General features: G+C 43.7%; 19 protein-coding genes. 6 read left to right on the top strand and 13 right to left on the bottom strand.

Features of this window, described 5'->3' with window-relative positions; translation table 11 throughout:
- Position 1: 1 nt before the first annotated feature.
- The 7 genes from LT679_RS17850 to LT679_RS17820 all read right to left on the bottom strand — a co-directional run bounded on the left by LT679_RS17850 (position 2) and on the right by LT679_RS17820 (position 4,595).
- Entirely contained in the window at positions 2-1,231 is a 1,230-nt protein-coding gene (locus LT679_RS17850; protein ID WP_232179034.1) for a histidine kinase, read from the bottom strand.
- 69 nt (positions 1,232-1,300) lie between these two features.
- The gene (gene miaE, locus LT679_RS17845; RefSeq protein ID WP_232179032.1) at positions 1,301-1,900 is read right to left on the bottom strand and encodes a tRNA-(ms[2]io[6]A)-hydroxylase; all 600 of its coding nucleotides are present in this window, start codon (positions 1,898-1,900) and stop codon (positions 1,301-1,303) included.
- Positions 1,901-2,048: 148 nt separating this feature from the next.
- Entirely contained in the window at positions 2,049-2,225 is a 177-nt protein-coding gene (locus tag LT679_RS17840; protein WP_232179031.1) for a type II toxin-antitoxin system RelE/ParE family toxin, read from the bottom strand.
- Positions 2,219-2,398, bottom strand: coding sequence for a hypothetical protein (locus LT679_RS17835; protein WP_232179030.1), 180 nt, complete (start codon positions 2,396-2,398; stop codon positions 2,219-2,221). The genes LT679_RS17840 and LT679_RS17835 overlap by 7 nt, the downstream gene beginning before the upstream one ends.
- A 30-nt stretch (positions 2,399-2,428) precedes the next feature.
- Entirely contained in the window at positions 2,429-3,001 is a 573-nt protein-coding gene (gene nadD / locus LT679_RS17830; protein ID WP_232179029.1) for a nicotinate (nicotinamide) nucleotide adenylyltransferase, read from the bottom strand.
- Between the two features lie 54 nt (positions 3,002-3,055).
- The gene (gene gmk, locus LT679_RS17825; protein ID WP_232179027.1) at positions 3,056-3,622 is read right to left on the bottom strand and encodes a guanylate kinase; all 567 of its coding nucleotides are present in this window, start codon (positions 3,620-3,622) and stop codon (positions 3,056-3,058) included.
- 97 nt (positions 3,623-3,719) lie between these two features.
- On the bottom strand, positions 3,720-4,595 hold the full coding sequence (locus LT679_RS17820) for a YicC/YloC family endoribonuclease (RefSeq protein WP_232179026.1): 876 nt from the start codon (positions 4,593-4,595) through the stop codon (positions 3,720-3,722).
- 102 nt (positions 4,596-4,697) lie between these two features.
- Between LT679_RS17820 and LT679_RS17815 the strand changes: the two genes are divergently transcribed.
- Positions 4,698-5,456 carry a hypothetical protein gene (locus tag LT679_RS17815; protein WP_232179025.1) on the top strand — a complete coding sequence of 253 codons (759 nt, stop codon included), beginning with the start codon at positions 4,698-4,700 and terminating at the stop codon, positions 5,454-5,456.
- Between the two features lie 15 nt (positions 5,457-5,471).
- Here the strand turns inward: LT679_RS17815 and rnc are convergent, their stop codons facing one another.
- From rnc to LT679_RS17800, 3 genes are read right to left on the bottom strand one after another with little or no spacing between them, the layout of a single operon-like run.
- Positions 5,472-6,197 (bottom strand): ribonuclease III, encoded by a 726-nt coding sequence (gene rnc / locus LT679_RS17810; protein WP_232179024.1) that lies wholly within the window; start codon positions 6,195-6,197, stop codon positions 5,472-5,474.
- 9 nt (positions 6,198-6,206) lie between these two features.
- Complete coding sequence (gene fabF, locus LT679_RS17805) at positions 6,207-7,463, bottom strand: beta-ketoacyl-ACP synthase II (RefSeq protein WP_232179023.1); 1,257 nt, start codon at positions 7,461-7,463, stop codon at positions 6,207-6,209.
- A 19-nt stretch (positions 7,464-7,482) separates the two neighbouring features.
- Positions 7,483-7,719, bottom strand: coding sequence for an acyl carrier protein (locus LT679_RS17800; protein ID WP_008508386.1), 237 nt, complete (start codon positions 7,717-7,719; stop codon positions 7,483-7,485).
- Positions 7,720-7,871: 152 nt separating this feature from the next.
- Here LT679_RS17800 and LT679_RS17795 point away from each other — a divergent pair, with 152 nt between their 5' ends.
- Both LT679_RS17795 and pyk read left to right on the top strand, forming a co-directional pair.
- Positions 7,872-8,291, top strand: a complete 420-nt coding sequence (locus LT679_RS17795; protein ID WP_232179022.1) for an IPExxxVDY family protein — start codon at positions 7,872-7,874, stop codon at positions 8,289-8,291.
- 67 nt (positions 8,292-8,358) lie between these two features.
- The gene (pyk, locus tag LT679_RS17790; protein WP_232179021.1) at positions 8,359-9,792 is read left to right on the top strand and encodes a pyruvate kinase; all 1,434 of its coding nucleotides are present in this window, start codon (positions 8,359-8,361) and stop codon (positions 9,790-9,792) included.
- A gap of 224 nt (positions 9,793-10,016) precedes the next feature.
- On the opposite strand, the gene LT679_RS17785 is transcribed toward pyk, so the two are convergent.
- Positions 10,017-10,709 carry a response regulator transcription factor gene (locus tag LT679_RS17785; protein WP_232179020.1) on the bottom strand — a complete coding sequence of 231 codons (693 nt, stop codon included), beginning with the start codon at positions 10,707-10,709 and terminating at the stop codon, positions 10,017-10,019.
- 17 nt (positions 10,710-10,726) lie between these two features.
- A complete protein-coding gene (locus tag LT679_RS17780; RefSeq protein ID WP_232179019.1) occupies positions 10,727-12,550 on the bottom strand; it encodes a sensor histidine kinase in 1,824 nt (607 codons plus the stop codon).
- A 142-nt stretch (positions 12,551-12,692) separates the two neighbouring features.
- Here LT679_RS17780 and LT679_RS17775 point away from each other — a divergent pair, with 142 nt between their 5' ends.
- The 3 genes from LT679_RS17775 to map all read left to right on the top strand — a co-directional run bounded on the left by LT679_RS17775 (position 12,693) and on the right by map (position 17,581).
- Positions 12,693-13,604, top strand: a complete 912-nt coding sequence (locus LT679_RS17775) for a T9SS type A sorting domain-containing protein (RefSeq protein WP_232179018.1) — start codon at positions 12,693-12,695, stop codon at positions 13,602-13,604.
- A gap of 267 nt (positions 13,605-13,871) precedes the next feature.
- Complete coding sequence (gene uvrA / locus LT679_RS17770; protein WP_232179017.1) at positions 13,872-16,736, top strand: excinuclease ABC subunit UvrA; 2,865 nt, start codon at positions 13,872-13,874, stop codon at positions 16,734-16,736.
- Between the two features lie 83 nt (positions 16,737-16,819).
- Complete coding sequence (map, locus tag LT679_RS17765) at positions 16,820-17,581, top strand: type I methionyl aminopeptidase (protein ID WP_232179016.1); 762 nt, start codon at positions 16,820-16,822, stop codon at positions 17,579-17,581.
- 83 nt (positions 17,582-17,664) lie between these two features.
- Here map and LT679_RS17760 read toward each other — a convergent pair whose 3' ends face one another.
- Positions 17,665-18,159, bottom strand: coding sequence for a GNAT family N-acetyltransferase (locus tag LT679_RS17760; protein ID WP_232179015.1), 495 nt, complete (start codon positions 18,157-18,159; stop codon positions 17,665-17,667).

The raw sequence follows: 18,159 nt of genomic DNA, 5'->3' as shown, positions 1-18,159 counted from the left end.
ATCAATTTTTTAATATGAGATTAACTGTATAAAACTCATCATGATCATTTATGGTGAGCAAGTGCTTGCCCGGATATAAATGTTCCAGCCGCTGGCGTGTATTTGCAATGCCAACACCCTTGCGCTGCTCTTTTACACCTTCACCGAAAATACGGTTGCGGCAATAAAAACTGATCGACATAGCATTTGCCTCAACGCGTATATCAATAACAGAAGCCACATTTTTACTTACGCCGTATTTAAACACGTTCTCTACAAAGGTCATCATAACCAGCGGCGTAATCTTTTTGCTACTCGCATCGCCACTAACAATAAAATTCACTGTAGTGTTGCTGCCTGTACGCAGCTTTTGCAACTCAATATAGTCGGCAATACAATCTATCTCGTTTTGTAGGGGCACAAAATCGGCCGTTACATCGTCGGTAACATAGCGCATTATATTTGATAGCTTCATGATACTTTGCGCCGTATGCTCACTATTCATAATTGCCAGCGTATAAATATTATTAAGCGTATTAAACAAAAAGTGCGGGTTGATTTGCGCTTTCAAAAACGAAAGCTCGGCACTGGCTTTATCAGCTTCAGCTCGTGCAGCACGTTGTTCGGTAAGCAACCATTGTTGTATAATACGCATGGCTGTGCTCAGTGCCATTATCATCAAAAAAATGAATAAGCTATTGCTGTCGATGTGCCGTCGGGGCGGTTTCCTATCCTTAAACGGTTCGGGGCCATTACCCTGCCACTGTGGCGGCATATTACCGTTAGTTGGAGCTGGCCCCAAATTACTGTCCCTTTGAACGGGTAGGCCATTTGGCGGAGGCGCAATTGAACTATCAGGCGTAGGCATACCACCCGGTGGCGGCGCAAATTGGTCGTTTATACCGTTATCTTTGCTATCCTGCCCAAATTGTAGCTTATTGTACTCCTGTTCTGATCGGCGCAGCAACCTGTCGAAAGGTTGTAAAAAATAAACACCGTTAAGTAGAATTATAAAGGCAATGCCATAATCAAAATAACGCTTACGTAAAAAGAATTTAGTTAACAGCCAATAGGCGTTAATATAAAACAGTGCGATGAACGTTCCGCAAAAGAGCCAGTACTGGGGCGTGGTAAGCAGCGCAAAATTAGTACTGCTTTGCCCATGGTTATTTAAAAAAATTAGCGGGAAGGCCATAAATAACAGCCAGCCCGCTATATGGGTTATAATTACTGATGATTTAAAACGAAGCATATTCAAAGCAAAGCATTAATAACTACAGTTTAACATTGTGTCGATAACTGCCCGCTTTGTACAGACGAATTAGCCGTGTATAGTTTCCCTTTTGCCGTAATTCTGAATCACCTGGGCTTCATAATCTAAAAACTCCTTCCAGCGTTTATCTACATCAATGCCTTCGGTATATTTGCGCGCCAGGCGGATAAAGGTGGCGTAATGCGTAGCCTCGCTGACCATCAGTTCATGATAAAATTCAGAAAGCTGCTTATCATTTATATTTTCGGACAGCACCTTAAAACGCTCGCAGCTACGGGCTTCTATCATGGCGGCAAAAAGCAAACGGTCTATCAATTGCTCGTTACGGTTACCGCCTTTCTTCATGAATTTTACCAGTTCGTTTACGTAATTATCCTTACGTTCGCGCCCAAGCACATAGCCTCGCTCCAGTATAATATCATGCACGCGCTTAAAATGGTCCATTTCTTCCTGAACCAGTGCCGCCATTTCCTGCACCAGGTCAGACAGGTTGGGGTTTTGTACGATAAGTGTGATAGCATTGCTGGCCGCCTTTTGTTCGCAAAAAGCATGGTCGGTCAGTATCTCTTCAATATTACTTTCCACAACGTTTTTAACCCAATTAGGGTCGGTAGGCAGTTGTAGTTTCAAAATGGTTTTCTCGCTCACAATGGCAAAGTTACCATTTAATCGTCATCCTTAAAAACGGGGTTATTGGTAAAAGAGCGTGCGTAGTGATGGATAGTGAGAATGTTTATTTTTTCAGCAGAGATGATCTGATAGATACCAGATAATTGCCGAACACTAATTTGCGATATCAAACATTGATGGAGTATAGTACGCTGCCTGTTTCCGGCTGATGCATTAATCTATCAATAGCAGTAATTATTTTGCGTTTTTCAAGCGCTGCATATTTTACTGAATCACGCTTTATATAATCAACAATGGCTTTAAGGTCGGTTCTGGCAGTTTTAGAGAAAATGATTTTCACCATTTATCCATTTCTTTCTTCAAATCTTCCCAATCAGTACCCTCGCCGTTCTCTATCTCTTTTTCGGCTTGTTCAAGCTTTGCCGAAAGAATGATACGATCAAACACCTCCTCAACTTCAACATGATCGGGCATGTGATCTACAATTTGCTGTAATTTATCTTTGGTGATTACCATCGCAATACATTTTATATAAATATACAGCTTTTAACTATACAAGTTTTTATTGCGGATAAACTCCAGCACGGCATCAGGCACAAAATACTGCACGTTTTTTTTCTCGGCGATGGATTTTCGGATGAAGGTTGCAGACAGTTCCATCAACGGCGTCATGGTAATGGTTACGGATGGGTGCGATGCCAGTTCGGCATTCTCGTAACCCGGGCGCGGGTAAACAAATATCTGGTAATCGCGCAAAATGAGTTTGTAGTTTTTCCACTTAGGCAGCGAGATCAGGTTATCTGACCCCATTATAAGCGCGAACTCATGCTGCGGATATTTCTCTTTCAGGTGCGTGAGCGTATCAATGGTATAAGATGGTTGCGGCAGACGCAGCTCCACATCGTTTACTTCTATTGATGTAGAATTGTCAGTAGCCAATTTGGCCATTTCCAACCTATCGTACATATTGATGAGATCGCCGTACTTTTTAAGCGGGTTTTGCGGCGACACCACCAGCCATACTTTATCAAGTTTGGTATGGTTAGCCATGTAGTTGGCTATAATTAAGTGCCCTATATGTATAGGGTTAAATGAACCGAATAATAAGCCTATTTTCATCTGTATTCAGTTTGCAGTGATAGTTAGGCCCCAGCTATTATTCCCCTTTAGGGGTTAGGGGTTAATAAAATTTCTTACCAGTTCTTCAGCCTCTGCGCATGCCACATCAAGATCGTAATTTTTCAGGATAACATCAAACTTAGGCGCGTACCCAAGTTCCTTTTCAGCTTTGGCAAAACGCTCGTTAAGTTTCTCCTGGCTATCGGTACCACGGCCGCTTAAGCGCTGTTTCAGCACTTCCATTGATGGCGGCTGTACGAATATGGCTAAAGCCTGCTCACCATATTTACGTTTCAGGTGCAGGCCACCCTCTACGTCAATATCAAAGATTACCGTTTTTCCCTTGCTCCATATACGCTCAATTTCTGTACGCAGGGTACCGTAAAAAGTACCGGTATAAACTTCCTCAAACTCCACAAAGTATTTTTTGGCAATGAGGTGCAAAAACTCTTCCTTACTGATGAAGTAGTAATCTTCGCCGTGTGTTTCGGTACCGCGCGGCTGCCTGGTAGTGGCAGAAATTGAAAATTCAAGCTCCGGCATTTTAGTAAGCAGGTGATGCACAATAGTGGTTTTACCTGCTCCGGATGGCGCGGAGAATATAATAAGTTTACCTTCCATGGGTCAGCATCAGGTGGTGAGTGGTCAGTAGTTAGTAGTCAGTGATTAGCTATCAACCATCAAAATGACTAATGCCCAATGACTACCCACCTAATGACTATAATACGTTTAACAACTGTTCTTTAATTTTTTCGAGTTCTTCTTTCATGCCGACTACCAGTTTCTGGATGTTGGCGTCATTGGCCTTCGAACCAATGGTATTTATTTCGCGGCCAATCTCCTGGGTAATAAAGCCAAGCTTCTTACCGCTCGCATCGTCGGCAGCCAGGGTTTGCAAAAAGTAGTCGCAATGGCTTTTTAACCGCGTTTTTTCTTCGGTTATGTCAAGCTTATCTATATAGTAGATCAGCTCCTGCTCAAAGCGGTTATGGTCTATTATTTCAACGCCTGCTGCATCAGCCAAAAACTGGTTTAAACGCTCGCGTATAACCGGCACACGTTTAGGATCCTCAGCTTCAACAGCTTTCAAATTATCCAATATAGTACCGATGCGTTGTTTAACATCCTGTTCAAGTACACGGCCTTCATCCTTGCGGAATTGCTGAAAACCATCCAGGGCTTGTTTAAAAGCCTTTTCAACTGTTTTCCATTCCTCTTCAGATACGGTTTCCTCGTTATATTTCACCACTTCAGGCAAGGTTAACGCTAACTGCAACAGGTTGCCTGATGGCTCGCCCAACTCCGCGCTAACGGTTTTTAACTGTTGGTAATAATGCTTAAGCAGGTCGTTATCAATACCCGCGGCTTTTACGGCCGAACTGGTTTGTTCAACATTTATACTGAGATTTACCTTGCCCCTTTCAACGCTTTTACTGCAATCATTACGTAGCTGAAACTCTTTTTCAGCAAACATTTTTGGCAGGCGTAATGAAAGTTCGAGGAATTTACTGTTCAGGGATTTGATCTCCACGGTATATTTGGTACCGCCCGAGTCAACACTGGCTATTCCATACCCTGTCATGGATTTTATCATGCGCAAAGATAGGGTTTTTCCTGCTAATAACCGCTTTAACACTTTTTAGCATCTTGGTGCAAAATAGTATGGTTATGTTTACGTTGATCTACAAATCACCTAATGAGCATAAAAAAATATTTACTCGTCATATTGCTGATTGCCTTAAGCTTTGTTGTTAAGGCACAGCAAAACACGGTGAATGGCATTGTGTACCGCTACAATTCATCGGTACGTATTGCACAGGCACTGGTTACCAACCTGAAAACAAAAACCGTAATGATGACGGATGAGCTGGGCATTTTCACCATAAAAGCTAACCCAGGCGATACGCTGCTATTTGAAAAGAAGGGCTTTACAAATTACCGCCAGGTAGTCGGCAATAACAAGGAGATTGCCGTTTACATGGAAGTGATGAGCAGCCATGAGCTGGACGAGGTAAGGATTAAAGGCGTAACCAAACGACAGGAATTGAGCGAGGTAATGCGCGACTACCGCGGGCAGGGCTCCTTTTTCAATGGCAGTCCGCCGGCGCTGTTCTTTCTGGTGTCGCCGATAACCGGTTTGTATGAACTTTTTGGCAAGACGCCGGGAAGGGCAAAACGCTTTGCCAAATTTTCAAAAGCCGAGCTGGAGCAGGATGAAATAAACCGGCGCTATAATATATCTTTTATCAAACGCACCCTGGAAATCGGCGATGAAGAAGCCGAAAAATTTATCAATTACTACATGCCCTCATACGAAGATATACACGTATGGAACGATTATGAACTCATCAAGCGTGTTAAACGCCAGTACGAATATTACAAGAGCAATAAAGATCCGCTTAAAGTAAATCCATTTTTGGTTAAACCTGCTGATACCGCGCGGAGAAGTGATTGAGTAATCAACTCCAGCTTAAATACCCAAAGCCTCGCAGGCTTTTTCAGCTGATAGCTTTTCGGCGTTTTTCTTGCTGAACTCCTTACCCAGTCCAAGTGGTTCGCCATCTACAATAGTTTGTACAGTAAAAAGCTTAGTACTCTCTCCTTCCTGGTTGCTGATGAGGTCAAAACTAATATCCTTACCATGCCGCTGGCACCACTCAATAAGCTTGCTCTTAAAGTTGGTTTCGGTCATCTCCAGCGTGTGGATATCAATGTGCGATTTGATGATGTGGTTGATCAGGAAATCCTTAGTGAACTCGTAACCCTTGTCCAGGTAAACAGCGCCGATAAGCGCCTCAAAGGCATCACCAAGTAATGATCCTTGCCTGCCGGTGCTCAGTATACGAGTATCATACTCAACCAGTTGCTCAAAGCCCAGCTTACGGCCAAGTTGATTAAGGTTTACCCGACTAACAATTTTTGAACGTAGCTCGGTTAAAAAACCCTCATCCTTATAGGGGTATAATTTGAAAAGCACCTCGGCTACAACGCTACCCAATACAGCATCACCCAGAAACTCCAAACGCTCGTTGCTGTTCTTTACGCCGTTCTTTACGTTTTGCGCTACCGACTTATGGCGAAATGCCATGCGGTATAAAGACAAATTGCCCGGCACGAAGCCGAGCAAGTTCTTTAATGTTTTAACGTATTTTCTGTTAGGCGATAGATAAAGCTTGTAAAACCGATTTATAGGCATTCAAAATACTTAATCTTCGTACTTTTTAAATATTACAGATGCATTGTGGCCACCAAAACCAAAACCATTACTTTGTACAGCCCGCATGCCTTCGCGTTTTTGAGCTGTGTTAAAAGTAAAGTTAATGCGAGGGTCAAACGCCGGATCATCAGTAAAGTGATTGATGGTTGGCGGGATGATGCCGTGTTTAAGCGCCAAAATTGAAGCAATTGCCTCAACAGCGCCGGCAGCACCCAGTAAGTGCCCTGTCATTGATTTGGTTGAGCTGATGTTGATACGGTAAACATCTTCGCCATACACATCATGTATCGCTTTAATTTCCTGTGGGTCACCAATCGGGGTTGATGTACCGTGCACGTTTACGTAATCAATATCAGCAGGGGTCATGCCTGCATCTTCAAGCGCGGCTTTCATTACGCGCGCAGCACCTAAACCTTCAGGGTGTGGGGCTGTCATGTGGTAAGCATCGGCACTCATGCCGCCGCCAACCATTTCGGCGTAAATCTTTGCTCCGCGTGCCAGTGCATGTTCAAGCTCTTCCAGTATAATGGTACCTGCACCCTCGCCGGCCACAAAGCCATCGCGGTCAAGATCAAACGGCCTTGATGCGGTTGCAGGATCATCATTACGGGTTGAAAGGGCATGCATGGCGTTAAAACCGCCAATACCGGCTTCATTAATAATCGCTTCCGATCCACCAGTTATAAACATATCGGCTTTACCAAGGCGAATGTAATTAAAGGCATCAATAAGCGAGTTGTTTGATGAAGCACAAGCTGATACGGTTGAAAAATTTGGCCCGCGCAAACCATATTTTATTGAAATATGGCCCGGCGCTATGTCCGCAATCATTTTAGGAATAAAGAACGGATTGAAACGCGGCGTACCATCACCTTTTGCAAAATTGGTTACCTCATCCAAAAACGTTTTAAGGCCGCCTATGCCCGAACCCCATATAACACCGATACGGTTAGTATCAAGCGCTTCAAAGTTCAGTTCAGCATCCTTAATCGCCTCTTCGGTTGAAAATAACGCGTATTGTACAAACGGATCGAGTTTACGTGCGTCTTTACGGCCCAGAAAAGCATCCGCATCAAAGCCTTTTACTTCGCAGGCAAACTGGGTTTTGAAGTTCGTTGCATCAAAACCCTTTATCAAGGCAGCACCACTTACCCCATTGATCAACCCGTTCCAGTATTCTGCAACATTGTTACCAATCGGAGTAAGTGCTCCAAGCCCCGTTACTACTACTCTTTTAAACTCCATTTAGTGTTATTGGGAGTTCTTATTTAACGTTTTTCTCAAGGTAAGCAATTGCCTGACCTACAGTGCCGATAGTTTCTGCCTGATCATCAGGAATAGCTACGTTAAATTCTTTTTCAAACTCCATGATCAGTTCTACGGTATCTAAAGAGTCGGCACCAAGATCGTTGGTGAAGCTTGCTTCAGGTGTTACTTCACTTTCATCAACACCTAATTTTTCTACAATAATAGCCTTTACTCTTGATGCGATATCAGACATAGTCTTAATAATTTAATGATTAATAATTTTTTCGATGCAAAGAAAAATAAATTCTGTTAAATATCAAATGTAAAACTTTTGCATAATTATGAGTAACAAAATTTTATCTCAACGGTTTCAATTACTAATTTTACAACGCAAAAATAATGATTTTGAACAGGAAAGTACTAAAGTTTGAGATCGATCTGGATTTTGTACTGATAGCAATAACCACTTCGTTAAAGGATTATCGCATCTGCTACCTTATTAATAAGCACCTTAATTTTAATTTTATTAAAGGTAACGACCTTGAAATTGATATAAATGCTGGCAAAGAACCCGCCTACTTCTCTATATATAACGATAGTTGGGAAGCCAGTGAAACCGACTTTTATTTTATAGCCAATAAAGGTACCGACGGCTACCTTGTGCCCGAAATGCGCAGCACCGATTATTTTATAATGATAAAAAATTATATTGACAGTGATGACCTCGATACGCTTATAACCTCGTTAAATAGGATCCCCGAAATAGTTGCCGCCGTAAAGATTGACCCTAAAAAGTTAAAATCCCGTGAAAATCTACTATTTTAGCGCCGGATTTTTTGAGTGTTCAACTAACACCATAACCTATATTAATATACAATAAATCAACCCATATATGAAATTAAACTACAACCGAACAAAGATTGTTGCCACGATGGGCCCCGCATCGGCACAAAAGGACGTACTGTTGTCAATGATAAAGGCAGGCGTTAACGTTTGCCGGCTTAACTTTTCGCACGGTAAAACCGAAGACCACAAAAAAACGATTGACCTGATCCGCGAGATCAACGAGCAATATAAAACCAATGTGGCCATCCTTGCCGACTTACAGGGGCCAAAAATTCGTATAGGATTGGTAAAAGATGGCGGTGTACACCTGATTAATGGTTCAAAAATTAAAATGACCACTCATGAGTGTATTGGCGACGACGAGCAGATTTACATCACTTACGAAACCTTTCCGCAGGATGTAAAGGTTGATGAGATCATTTTGCTGGACGACGGTAAACTGCAACTGCGCGTACTTGAAACCAACCGCATTGACACTGTGATTTGCGAAGTTGTACACGGTGGTATACTTACATCACGCAAAGGTGTTAACCTGCCAAACACCAAAGTATCTATCCCAAGCTTAACTGAAGAAGACCTTTCAAACCTGCACTTCGCGCTTGATAATGATGCCGAGTGGATCGCGCTGTCATTTGTTCGCGAGGCTGAGGATATTGTACATGCACGCCGTGTAATTAACTCACGCAACAGCCCGGCGCGCATCATCGCTAAAATTGAGAAGCCTGAGGCTATTGATAATATAGACGAGATTATTGCCGTTACCGATGGTGTAATGGTTGCCCGTGGTGACCTGGGTGTTGAAATGCCGATGGAGCAAGTGCCATTGCTGCAAAAAATGATAGCCAGCAAATGCCGTGCGGCCTCAAAACCGGTTATTGTAGCTACGCAGATGCTGGAATCAATGATCACTACCCCGCGCCCAACCCGCGCCGAGGTAAACGACGTGGCTAACTCTGTACTTGACGGTGCTGACGCGGTTATGCTTAGCGGTGAAACATCAGTAGGTGAATTCCCGGTTATTGTTATTGAAACAATGGCCAAAATAGCCCGCAATGTTGAAGAGTTAGGTTATCCGTTCTACAACAAGAAAGGTAAGCTTGACAACCAGGCCCCAACCTTTTTAAGCAACGCCATTTGCGGATCGGCTGTTTACCTTGCCGAGCAAACTGATGCTGCAGGTATCGTAGCCATGACTACTTCAGGTTATACCGCCTTTGAAATATCAAGCCACCGCCCTAAAGCGCCAACCTTTATATTTACATCTAACAAGCAGCTTTTAAACTCACTAAGCCTTGTATGGGGTGTTAAAGCATTTTATTATGACAAGCTGGACAGCACTGACCAAACCATCAGCGATGTAAATAACGCCCTTAAATTAGAAAACCTGATCCAAACCGGCGACATCGTGATCAATACGGCATCAGTGCCAATTGTAACGCAGGGCAAAACCAATATGTTAAAAGTAAGCGTTGTTGAATAAGCAACCGCAAAGCATAAAAACAAAAAAAGAGCTGTAAGTAATTGCAGCTCTTTTTGTTTTCAGTAAATCCTGGCAGCACAAACCTTTTCAAACAGTTTATCGAGGCTGCCAAAATAGTAATCGTAGTAAGTTCTCACTATTTTCATGGCATTTTAAATTTCAAGTTTATCGTAAATGCAATATAACAAAAACGTTACGATAACAACAAAATTTTATTAATTGTTTTAATTGATAAGCAGCTTATAACCACGGCCATGCACGTTAATAATCTCAACATTGGGGTCGTCTTTCAGGTACTTGCGTATTTTACTTAAAAACACGTCCATACTGCGGCCGTTAAAGTAATTATCGTCATGCCATATGTTCAGCAAGGCCTCTTCGCGGGTTAGCACCTCGTTTTTGCGCATGCATAGCAACCTCAGTAATTCAGCCTCTTTGGTTGATAGCTTTTGCACCTGCTCGCCAATGGCAATGATCTGCCCTTTATAATCAAAATTATAGCGGCCTATCTTGAACTGGGTCTGCTGTTCTTCGGTCTTTTTCTCACTGTTCTCTGATCGTTTTAAAAGCGCATTTATACGTAACAACAATTCCTCAATGCGGAATGGTTTGGTTATGTAATCATCGCCACCCAGGTTAAACGCCTCCGTTTTATCCTCTATCATGCCCTTTGCCGTAGCAAAAATGATCGGGATGTGCTGGTTTATCTTCCTGATGTCCTTACCCAGCGTAAAGCCGTCCTTTTTAGGCATCATTACGTCAAGTATCAGCAGGTCATACGTGCTTTTAGTAAATGCCTTGAGGCCTTCGTCGCCATCTTTACATAGTACAACATCAAACTTGCCCTTAAGTTGCAGGTAATCCTGTAACAGCAAGCCCAGGTTCGGGTCATCTTCAACAAGCAGTATCTTCTTCATTTGTGGGGGTAAGGTAATTATGCCAGCGGAAATTTCAATTCAAATTCCGAGCCTTTTTCTTTTTCTGATCGTACGCTGATGGTGCCGTTAAGCTTTTTAACTATGGAGTTTACGTAGCTTAAGCCTAAACCAAAGCCTTTAACATCGTGCAGGTTACCGGTAGGTATGCGGTAAAACTGTTCGAATATTTTGGCTTGCTGATCGCGGCTCATGCCGATGCCCTTATCGGCTACTTTAATTACAATGCTGCCATTTTTGTTCAGGGTGCTGATGTTGATCACCGGCGCATCCTTACTATACTTAATGGCATTATCAATCAGGTTATATAACACGTTCGAAAAATGCAGCTCATCGGCTATAATCACCGGCTTTTCAGCTTCCAGACCGGTAGTTACTTCAGCGTCGCATTTTTGCAGCTTAAGCGACATGCTGTCCAGCACCAGGCACACCATTTCGTTCACGTCAACCGGTTTAGTATCCAGTTTAAAGTCGTCCTTCTCCAAACGGGCAATGTTCAACACCCGCTCAATATGGCTGCCCAGGCGTACATTTTCTTCGTAAATAATGTTAGCCAGGCGCGATACCCTGGCTTTATCACCGGTCATCTCATCATCCTTCAGCGCCTCGCTGGCTATCATGATGGTTGATACAGGGGTTTTAAACTCATGCGTCATGTTGTTGATGAAGTCGATCTTCATCTCCGATATCTTCTTTTGTCTGATGATAGAGAATATGGTATAACCAAAGCAAAACACCAGTACCAGCAAAAGACCGGCGGTTGTTGCCATGCTTGCCCCCATCCTGCCCAATATAAGCGAACTTTTTTGCGGAAAGGCAATCCTGATCTTACCCGGATCATTCACCATCTCGTTGCTGAAAATAGGCGTTTGATAGGTGTTCGCCGCTACAAATACCGGCTTGGTACCTTTGTTGGTATCCATAGCGTTTGCAAATATCAGCGAATCATTAGTAGCGGTAAGCACCTCGTAGCTAAAGGGCAGGTAAATACCTTTATTATGCAGCTCAAACCTCAGCAGCGAGTCAATCCAGAATTTGCTTACACGCTTGGTAAGCGGCTCGTTTGTTTTGCTATATTCTTCGGCCAGGTTTTCGATCACCGTGGTTTTCGCCGTACTCTTAACCTCGGGCATTTTTGTGGCGGCCAGGTTTTGCAGCGAATCCACCTCGAGCAGGCGTTTAATTTTATTAAGTTGCTCCTCTTTACGGATGCGGTCCTGCTCCTGCTGCCAAAGCGGATTTATACGAGGCACGGAAATAATTTGCTTACCAAACTGCGGATCGAGGTAAACGTACCGCAGGGTATCATATTTCTTGATCTTGATCTTTTTTGAACGCTTTTCGGGCTTAAGATCGCGGCGAACCACTTCAGGTATCATACGGCCATATACATCGCCATACTCATCAGTATATTCCTCAACCCGTATCCTGAAGTTATATACATCCTGCAAAAGCTCTTCCTGCGTTTTACGCAGGCTCATGCGGTTAAGGCTGTCGCGCAGTAGTGCCCGTTTTCTTTGATCGAGCTTTTTATTGTTTTTCTTTAGAGTGGGAGTCGCATCAGCGCTTTGCGTAATGGTTACCTGTTTTTGTTTTATCCTTACAATGCGGTCGTTATCATTCGCCTTGGCATTCAAAAACTTCATGGCATCCTGTTTGGCCACCTTGTCTGCCACGTTATTCAGCGCCTCGTTAACGGTTTGATCAAACAGTTCGGACTGCATAAGGTATGATTGCCGCAAAAAATAAAATTGCATGGCCATCACCCCCAACAGTGCAAAACCCATCAGGCCAATTATTAATCCTATAGTCCTCTTCTTCATCCTTAGCTACAAATGTAGGGCAATTACCTTTTTTGTTAAGCCATTTAACAATATTTAACAATTGAACTCAACCATTTAACATCTTGGTATTTAACTGATTGATAGCTTTGTAAAAACCAAACACATACTTAATTCCCATATCATGAAAAAGCTGCTATCAAACCCCGGCTTCGAGAGCATATTTGCTTTGAGCCTTGTTGCCATTATTGGCCTGCCACCGCTGGTACTTGCGCAGGACAAAAATAAAGATCCCGAAAAAATTGTAAGCAAGCGCATAGAGGTGCGTATTAAGGATGGCGATACAACCATTAACGGCAAAAACATTAAGGACCTTAAAGGTAAAGACCGCGACGAGGCACTTAGCTACCTGCCGGATACTGATGGCGCACATTTTGGTTTTGTTGACGGAGATAATAAACGTCATGTGATTATAAAACGCAAAGGCAAAGGCGATGATAAGGATGTCATTATAGAGCGCCATGAACTGAATAATGGCGACATTCGCTTTTTTAGCGATAATGGTGTTTTAGTGAATGATAGCCTTGCCAAGAATATTGATGTTAAAATTAAAAGACTGGGCGACCCTGCGATTGCATTTAATTACCGTGGAAATTGGATGAACGGCTCTCCTGAACACACATTGCTTAGTTCGGAAAGGTTACCTGTTAATTATCGTCGCCGAAATACGCAAAGCTTTAATTACAGCAATGTAGACAATGAAGGCATAAGCACCAATATCAGCTACAGAGTAATTGATGCCCCGAACGCGGCAAGTGCGAAAACCGGTAAACCGGATGCAAACATTCTTGATTTGGAAAGCATTTACCTCACGCCGAACTTTTCTACAGGCAACACCATTCTTAGTTTCACACTTGATAGTAAAGCAACCGCCGAAGTAACCTTTAAAAACAGCGACAATAAAGTGTTATGGACTGATAAAGCACCCAACGGCAAGTTTACCAAAGCATTCGCCCTGCCGTTAAACGGCGCTTATTATTTGACCGTAAAGCAAGGGTCGAAATCTATCACAAAAAGAATTGTTAAGGAAGATTAAGCTTAAAACGATACATTATTAAAAGCCATTTTGACCTGTGCAGGTTTGCCGGGGCATGATGGCTTTTTTGTTTATATTAATTTCAAAACAAACTCCTGAAAGCGACGATAGTTTAAATGACATTAGCCTACATGAAATGATTTGCTTTTTGCTAAACATTTTAGGATTTTTGCACTTTCTTACTTTAGTCGATAGCTGATAGACCATAGACCATAGTTTATGCCATATCTTCACCATTGACTATGGACCATTGACCATAAGCTGCTAATGATAAACGAAGCCGAAAAAGACGCTCAACAAAATATCATCATAAAAGGTGCCCGCGTGCACAATCTCAAAAACATCGACGTTGCCATCCCCAAAAACAAACTGGTAGTAGTTACGGGTATGTCGGGGTCGGGCAAATCGTCGCTCGCGTTTGATACGCTGTATGCCGAAGGGCAGCGCCGGTATGTAGAAAGCCTTTCATCATACGCCCGCCAGTTTTTGGGCCGCATGAACAAGCCCGATGTGGACTATATTAAAGGCATAGCCCCGGCTATCGCCATTGAGCAGAAGGTGATCACCTCCAACCCACGCTCAACCGTGGGTACATCAACCGAGATATACGATTACCTGAAACTGCTATTTTCGCGCATCGGCAAAACCTATTCGCCGGTATCAGGGCAGATTGTTAAGAAAGATAGCGTTACCGATGTGATCAATTTTATTATGGCATTGGCCGATGATACACAGGTAACCATTTTAGCCCCGCTGCATCCTCATAATAACCGCAGCCTTAAAGAAGAACTTGCCGTACTGCTGCAAAAGGGTTTTGTACGGGTGGAGTATAACGGCAAATTAGCCCGCATTGAGGCCTTGCTTGAAGATGAATCTATCGCGGCTGATAAAGAAATTGATGCCAAGCCCAAGAAGAGCAAAGCCAAAAAGGAAGAACCGGAACCGGCAACCTTTGAGGTACGCATTGTAATTGACCGCGTAACCAAAAATGCCGAAGAAGAAACGGTAAGCCGTTTGGGCGACAGCATACAAACCGCATTTTTCGAGGGCAAGGGCGATTGTTTTGTACGCTGGCAACAGCCGGATGAAGATGCCGAGCAGGAACGCTTTTTTTGCGACCGCTTTGAGCTGGACGGAATGCGCTTTGAGGAGCCCTCGCCAAACTTTTTCAGCTTTAACAACCCGTACGGCGCCTGCAAAAAATGCGAAGGCTACGGCAAGGTGATCGGTATTGACGAGGATCTGGTTATCCCCGATAAAAGCAAGACCGTTTACGAAGGCGCCATTGCCCCATGGCGCGGCGAAAAGATGCGCGAGTGGAACGACCGTTTGGTGAAGAGTGCAATTAAATTTGATTTCCCAATACATCGACAATATAACCAGTTAACACCCGAGCAGCAGCAACTGCTTTGGAAAGGCAACAGCTATTTCCAGGGGCTTGACGCCTTTTTTAAGGAACTGGAAGAGCAAACGTATAAGATACAATACCGCGTGCTGCTATCGCGCTACCGTGGCAAAACAACATGCCCCGAGTGTAAGGGCAGCCGTTTACGCCAGGATGCCTCGTATGTTAAGATTGATGGTAAATCTATCACTGATATTGTACTAATGCCATTGGATACGGCTTATGATTTCTTTAAAAATCTGAAGCTATCTGAGCACGACGAAACCATTGGCCGTCGTTTGCTTACCGAGATCACCAACCGCTTGAATTTTTTGAACGATGTAGGCCTGAGCTATCTAACCCTTAACCGTTTGTCTAACACGCTTTCGGGCGGCGAGTCGCAGCGTATAAACCTGGCTACCTCGCTGGGTAGCAGCTTGGTGGGTTCAGTTTATGTACTGGATGAACCAAGCATTGGCCTGCACCCGCGTGATACTAACCGGCTGATCGGCGTACTCAAATCTCTGCGCGATGTGGGCAACACCGTATTGGTTGTTGAGCACGAGGAGGAGGTAATGAAAGCCGCCGACCATATCATTGATATTGGCCCTGAAGCAGGAACACATGGCGGCAACCTGGTTTTTAGCGGCAATTACGGCGAAATAATTAAGGATGAAAAAAGCCTCACCGGCAAATACCTGAGCGGCCGTGAAGAAATTGCCATACCTGCCCATCGCCGTAAATGGAACGACTATATTACCATTAAAGGCGCAAGAGAGAATAACCTGAAGCACGTTACGGCCAAATTCCCGTTGGGGGTATTAACAGTGGTTACCGGTGTATCGGGCTCGGGTAAAACCAGTTTGGTAAAACGCATATTGCACCCTGCCCTGCAAAAAACTTTAGGTAACTACAGCGGCGAACAAACCGGTGCCTATGATGCCATTGAGGGCGATTACAACAAAATTGAGCAGATTGAATTGGTTGACCAAAACCCGATAGGTCGCTCGTCACGCTCAAATCCGGTTACCTACGTTAAGGCCTGGGATGAGATACGTAACCTTTACGCGGCACAACCAGCAGCTAAAGCGGGTGGTTTAAAACCTTCGGCATTTTCCTTTAACGTTGAGGGTGGCCGCTGCGATGTTTGCCAGGGCGAAGGCGAGGTAAAGATTGAGATGCAGTTTATGGCCGACATATTTCTGACCTGCGAAGCCTGCAATGGCAACCGCTTTAAGCAACATATACTGGACGTTACCTATAACGAAAAGAATGTAGCCGAAGTACTCAACCTGACCATTGATGAGGCGCTGGAATTCTTTGCCAAGGAAACCAAGATCATTAACAAAATAAAACCGCTGGTTGATGTTGGTTTGGGTTATGTACAGTTAGGACAATCATCCAACACGTTGTCAGGCGGCGAAGCACAGCGTATCAAGCTGGCATCGTTCCTGGTTAAGGGTAACAATACCAATAAAACTCTGTTTATATTTGATGAGCCAACTACAGGTCTGCACTTTGCTGACATCAAAAAGCTGTTAAAATCATTCGACGCACTATTGGAGCATGGTAATACCATCATCGTGATAGAACACAATATGGACGTGATCAAATGTGCCGACTGGGTGATAGATATTGGCCCTGAAGGCGGCAACCGTGGCGGCAATGTGGTATTTGAAGGGCTGCCCGAAGATCTGGTTAAGGAGAAAAACTCTTACACCGGGGAATATTTAAAGGAGCGGTTTTAATAATTATTTAGCCCTATCTTCCTAATTTTACATCGGGGATGTGTTGTTTATTTTAACGCAGCATCCCTTAGCTATTTTAAACTATGTCTATTACAACCGAAGAAGAATTAGCCGGAATGAAAGCCATCAGCGAGGTATGTGCCATCACGCTAAAGAAAATACGCGAAGCTGCTGTACCTGGTATCACCACTAAAGAGTTGGATGAGTTAGGCAATCAAATACTGGAAAGCTACGGCGCACGTTCAGCACCTTATTTAACTTATAAGTTTCCGGGCTATACCTGCATCAGCTTAAATGGTGAGGTAGCGCACGGCATCCCCGGCGAAAAGGTTATTCTAAGCGGCGACTTGATCAACATCGATGTTTCAGCAGAGATGAATGGTTTTTGGGCTGATAATGGCTGTTCATTTGTGGTTGGTGAAGATATTCACGGTCATCAAAAACTGGTGGATGCCTCAAAGGCGATCCTGAAAAAAGCCATATCACAAATAAAGGGCGGTGTTAAAATAGCCGACATTGGTTTACTGATAGAAACCGAAGCTAAAAAAGCGGGCTACACCGTTATAAAAAACCTGACCGGCCACGGCGTAGGCCGGAGCCTGCACGAAGAACCACACGAGATAGCCAACTACCGCGACCGTTTTAACATAACCCGTTTTAAGAAGAACTCAACAGTTGCCATTGAAACTTTTATATCAACCGCATCAACCATAGCCGAAACCCAAAGCGACGGCTGGACATTGATAGGCAATAAGGGTGGTTTTGTAGCCCAGCATGAACACACTATCCTGGTAACCGGCGGCGAACCGGTTATACTTACCGCCAACAACAGCGTTTGGGATTAGAAATCAGCATTGCATCCCCATAAAAAGGAGGAGAGATATCTATCACGTTAAATAAAAGCTGACATAAATCCGACAGCTATTAACTATAGCTCCTTCCGCATAACATAGTCATTCATAAAATATGGCCCGATGGGTATATCTTCCTCGTATATCACCTCAAATCCCATCTTTTCGTACATGCCTTTGGCTTTGTTATAGCGGTTAACGTTGAGGTCGAGTTTGTCAGCTCCGGTGGCTTTAACCTGCGTAACTACTTCGTTTATCAGCGCCTTGCCATAGCCTTTGCCCTGCATGGCAGGCAAGCAGTATAGTTTATGCAACTTGTATACTTCGTAGTTATCTTCCCGCTGCGAGTAAGCGGCAAATCCCACCGGCTGATCATCCTCCAGTAAAAGCAAAAAGGTTTGTTCGCCTGTTTCAACCTGCCGTTCAATTACCTCCGGCGCATAAATAACCCCCAACATGTATTCAATCTGCTCTTTTGCTAAAATAGGCGAATAAGTTGGCCACCAGGTGTCATTAGCCAATTGAACAATGGTAGCCGCATCATCTACGTTAGCTTTGCGTATTGTGTACAT

It is taken from the genome of Mucilaginibacter roseus (assembly GCF_021215455.1).
GTDB lineage: Bacteria > Bacteroidota > Bacteroidia > Sphingobacteriales > Sphingobacteriaceae > Mucilaginibacter > Mucilaginibacter roseus.
Note: the sequence above shows the minus strand (reverse complement) of the source record. Positions and strands in the feature narration are given on the sequence as shown.

Bases quoted from the DNA above. Each gene is read 5' to 3' on its own strand.
- LT679_RS17785 (WP_232179020.1), bottom strand. From the start codon at position 10,709: ATGAAGAAGATACTGCTTGTTGAAGATGACCCGAACCTGGGCTTGCTG.
- gmk (WP_232179027.1), bottom strand. From the start codon at position 3,622: ATGGAAGGTAAACTTATTATATTCTCCGCGCCATCCGGAGCAGGTAAA.
- LT679_RS17780 (WP_232179019.1), bottom strand. From the start codon at position 12,550: ATGAAGAAGAGGACTATAGGATTAATAATTGGCCTGATGGGTTTTGCA.
- LT679_RS17820 (WP_232179026.1), bottom strand. From the start codon at position 4,595: ATGATAAAATCCATGACAGGGTATGGAATAGCCAGTGTTGACTCGGGC.
- pyk (WP_232179021.1), top strand. From the start codon at position 8,359: ATGAAATTAAACTACAACCGAACAAAGATTGTTGCCACGATGGGCCCC.
- LT679_RS17800 (WP_008508386.1), bottom strand. From the start codon at position 7,719: ATGTCTGATATCGCATCAAGAGTAAAGGCTATTATTGTAGAAAAATTA.
- LT679_RS17815 (WP_232179025.1), top strand. From the start codon at position 4,698: ATGAGCATAAAAAAATATTTACTCGTCATATTGCTGATTGCCTTAAGC.
- nadD (WP_232179029.1), bottom strand. From the start codon at position 3,001: ATGAAAATAGGCTTATTATTCGGTTCATTTAACCCTATACATATAGGG.
- LT679_RS17835 (WP_232179030.1), bottom strand. From the start codon at position 2,398: ATGGTAATCACCAAAGATAAATTACAGCAAATTGTAGATCACATGCCC.
- rnc (WP_232179024.1), bottom strand. From the start codon at position 6,197: ATGCCTATAAATCGGTTTTACAAGCTTTATCTATCGCCTAACAGAAAA.
- LT679_RS17760 (WP_232179015.1), bottom strand. From the start codon at position 18,159: ATGTACACAATACGCAAAGCTAACGTAGATGATGCGGCTACCATTGTT.
- LT679_RS17850 (WP_232179034.1), bottom strand. From the start codon at position 1,231: ATGCTTCGTTTTAAATCATCAGTAATTATAACCCATATAGCGGGCTGG.
- LT679_RS17840 (WP_232179031.1), bottom strand. From the start codon at position 2,225: ATGGTGAAAATCATTTTCTCTAAAACTGCCAGAACCGACCTTAAAGCC.
- LT679_RS17775 (WP_232179018.1), top strand. From the start codon at position 12,693: ATGAAAAAGCTGCTATCAAACCCCGGCTTCGAGAGCATATTTGCTTTG.
- fabF (WP_232179023.1), bottom strand. From the start codon at position 7,463: ATGGAGTTTAAAAGAGTAGTAGTAACGGGGCTTGGAGCACTTACTCCG.
- map (WP_232179016.1), top strand. From the start codon at position 16,820: ATGTCTATTACAACCGAAGAAGAATTAGCCGGAATGAAAGCCATCAGC.
- uvrA (WP_232179017.1), top strand. From the start codon at position 13,872: ATGATAAACGAAGCCGAAAAAGACGCTCAACAAAATATCATCATAAAA.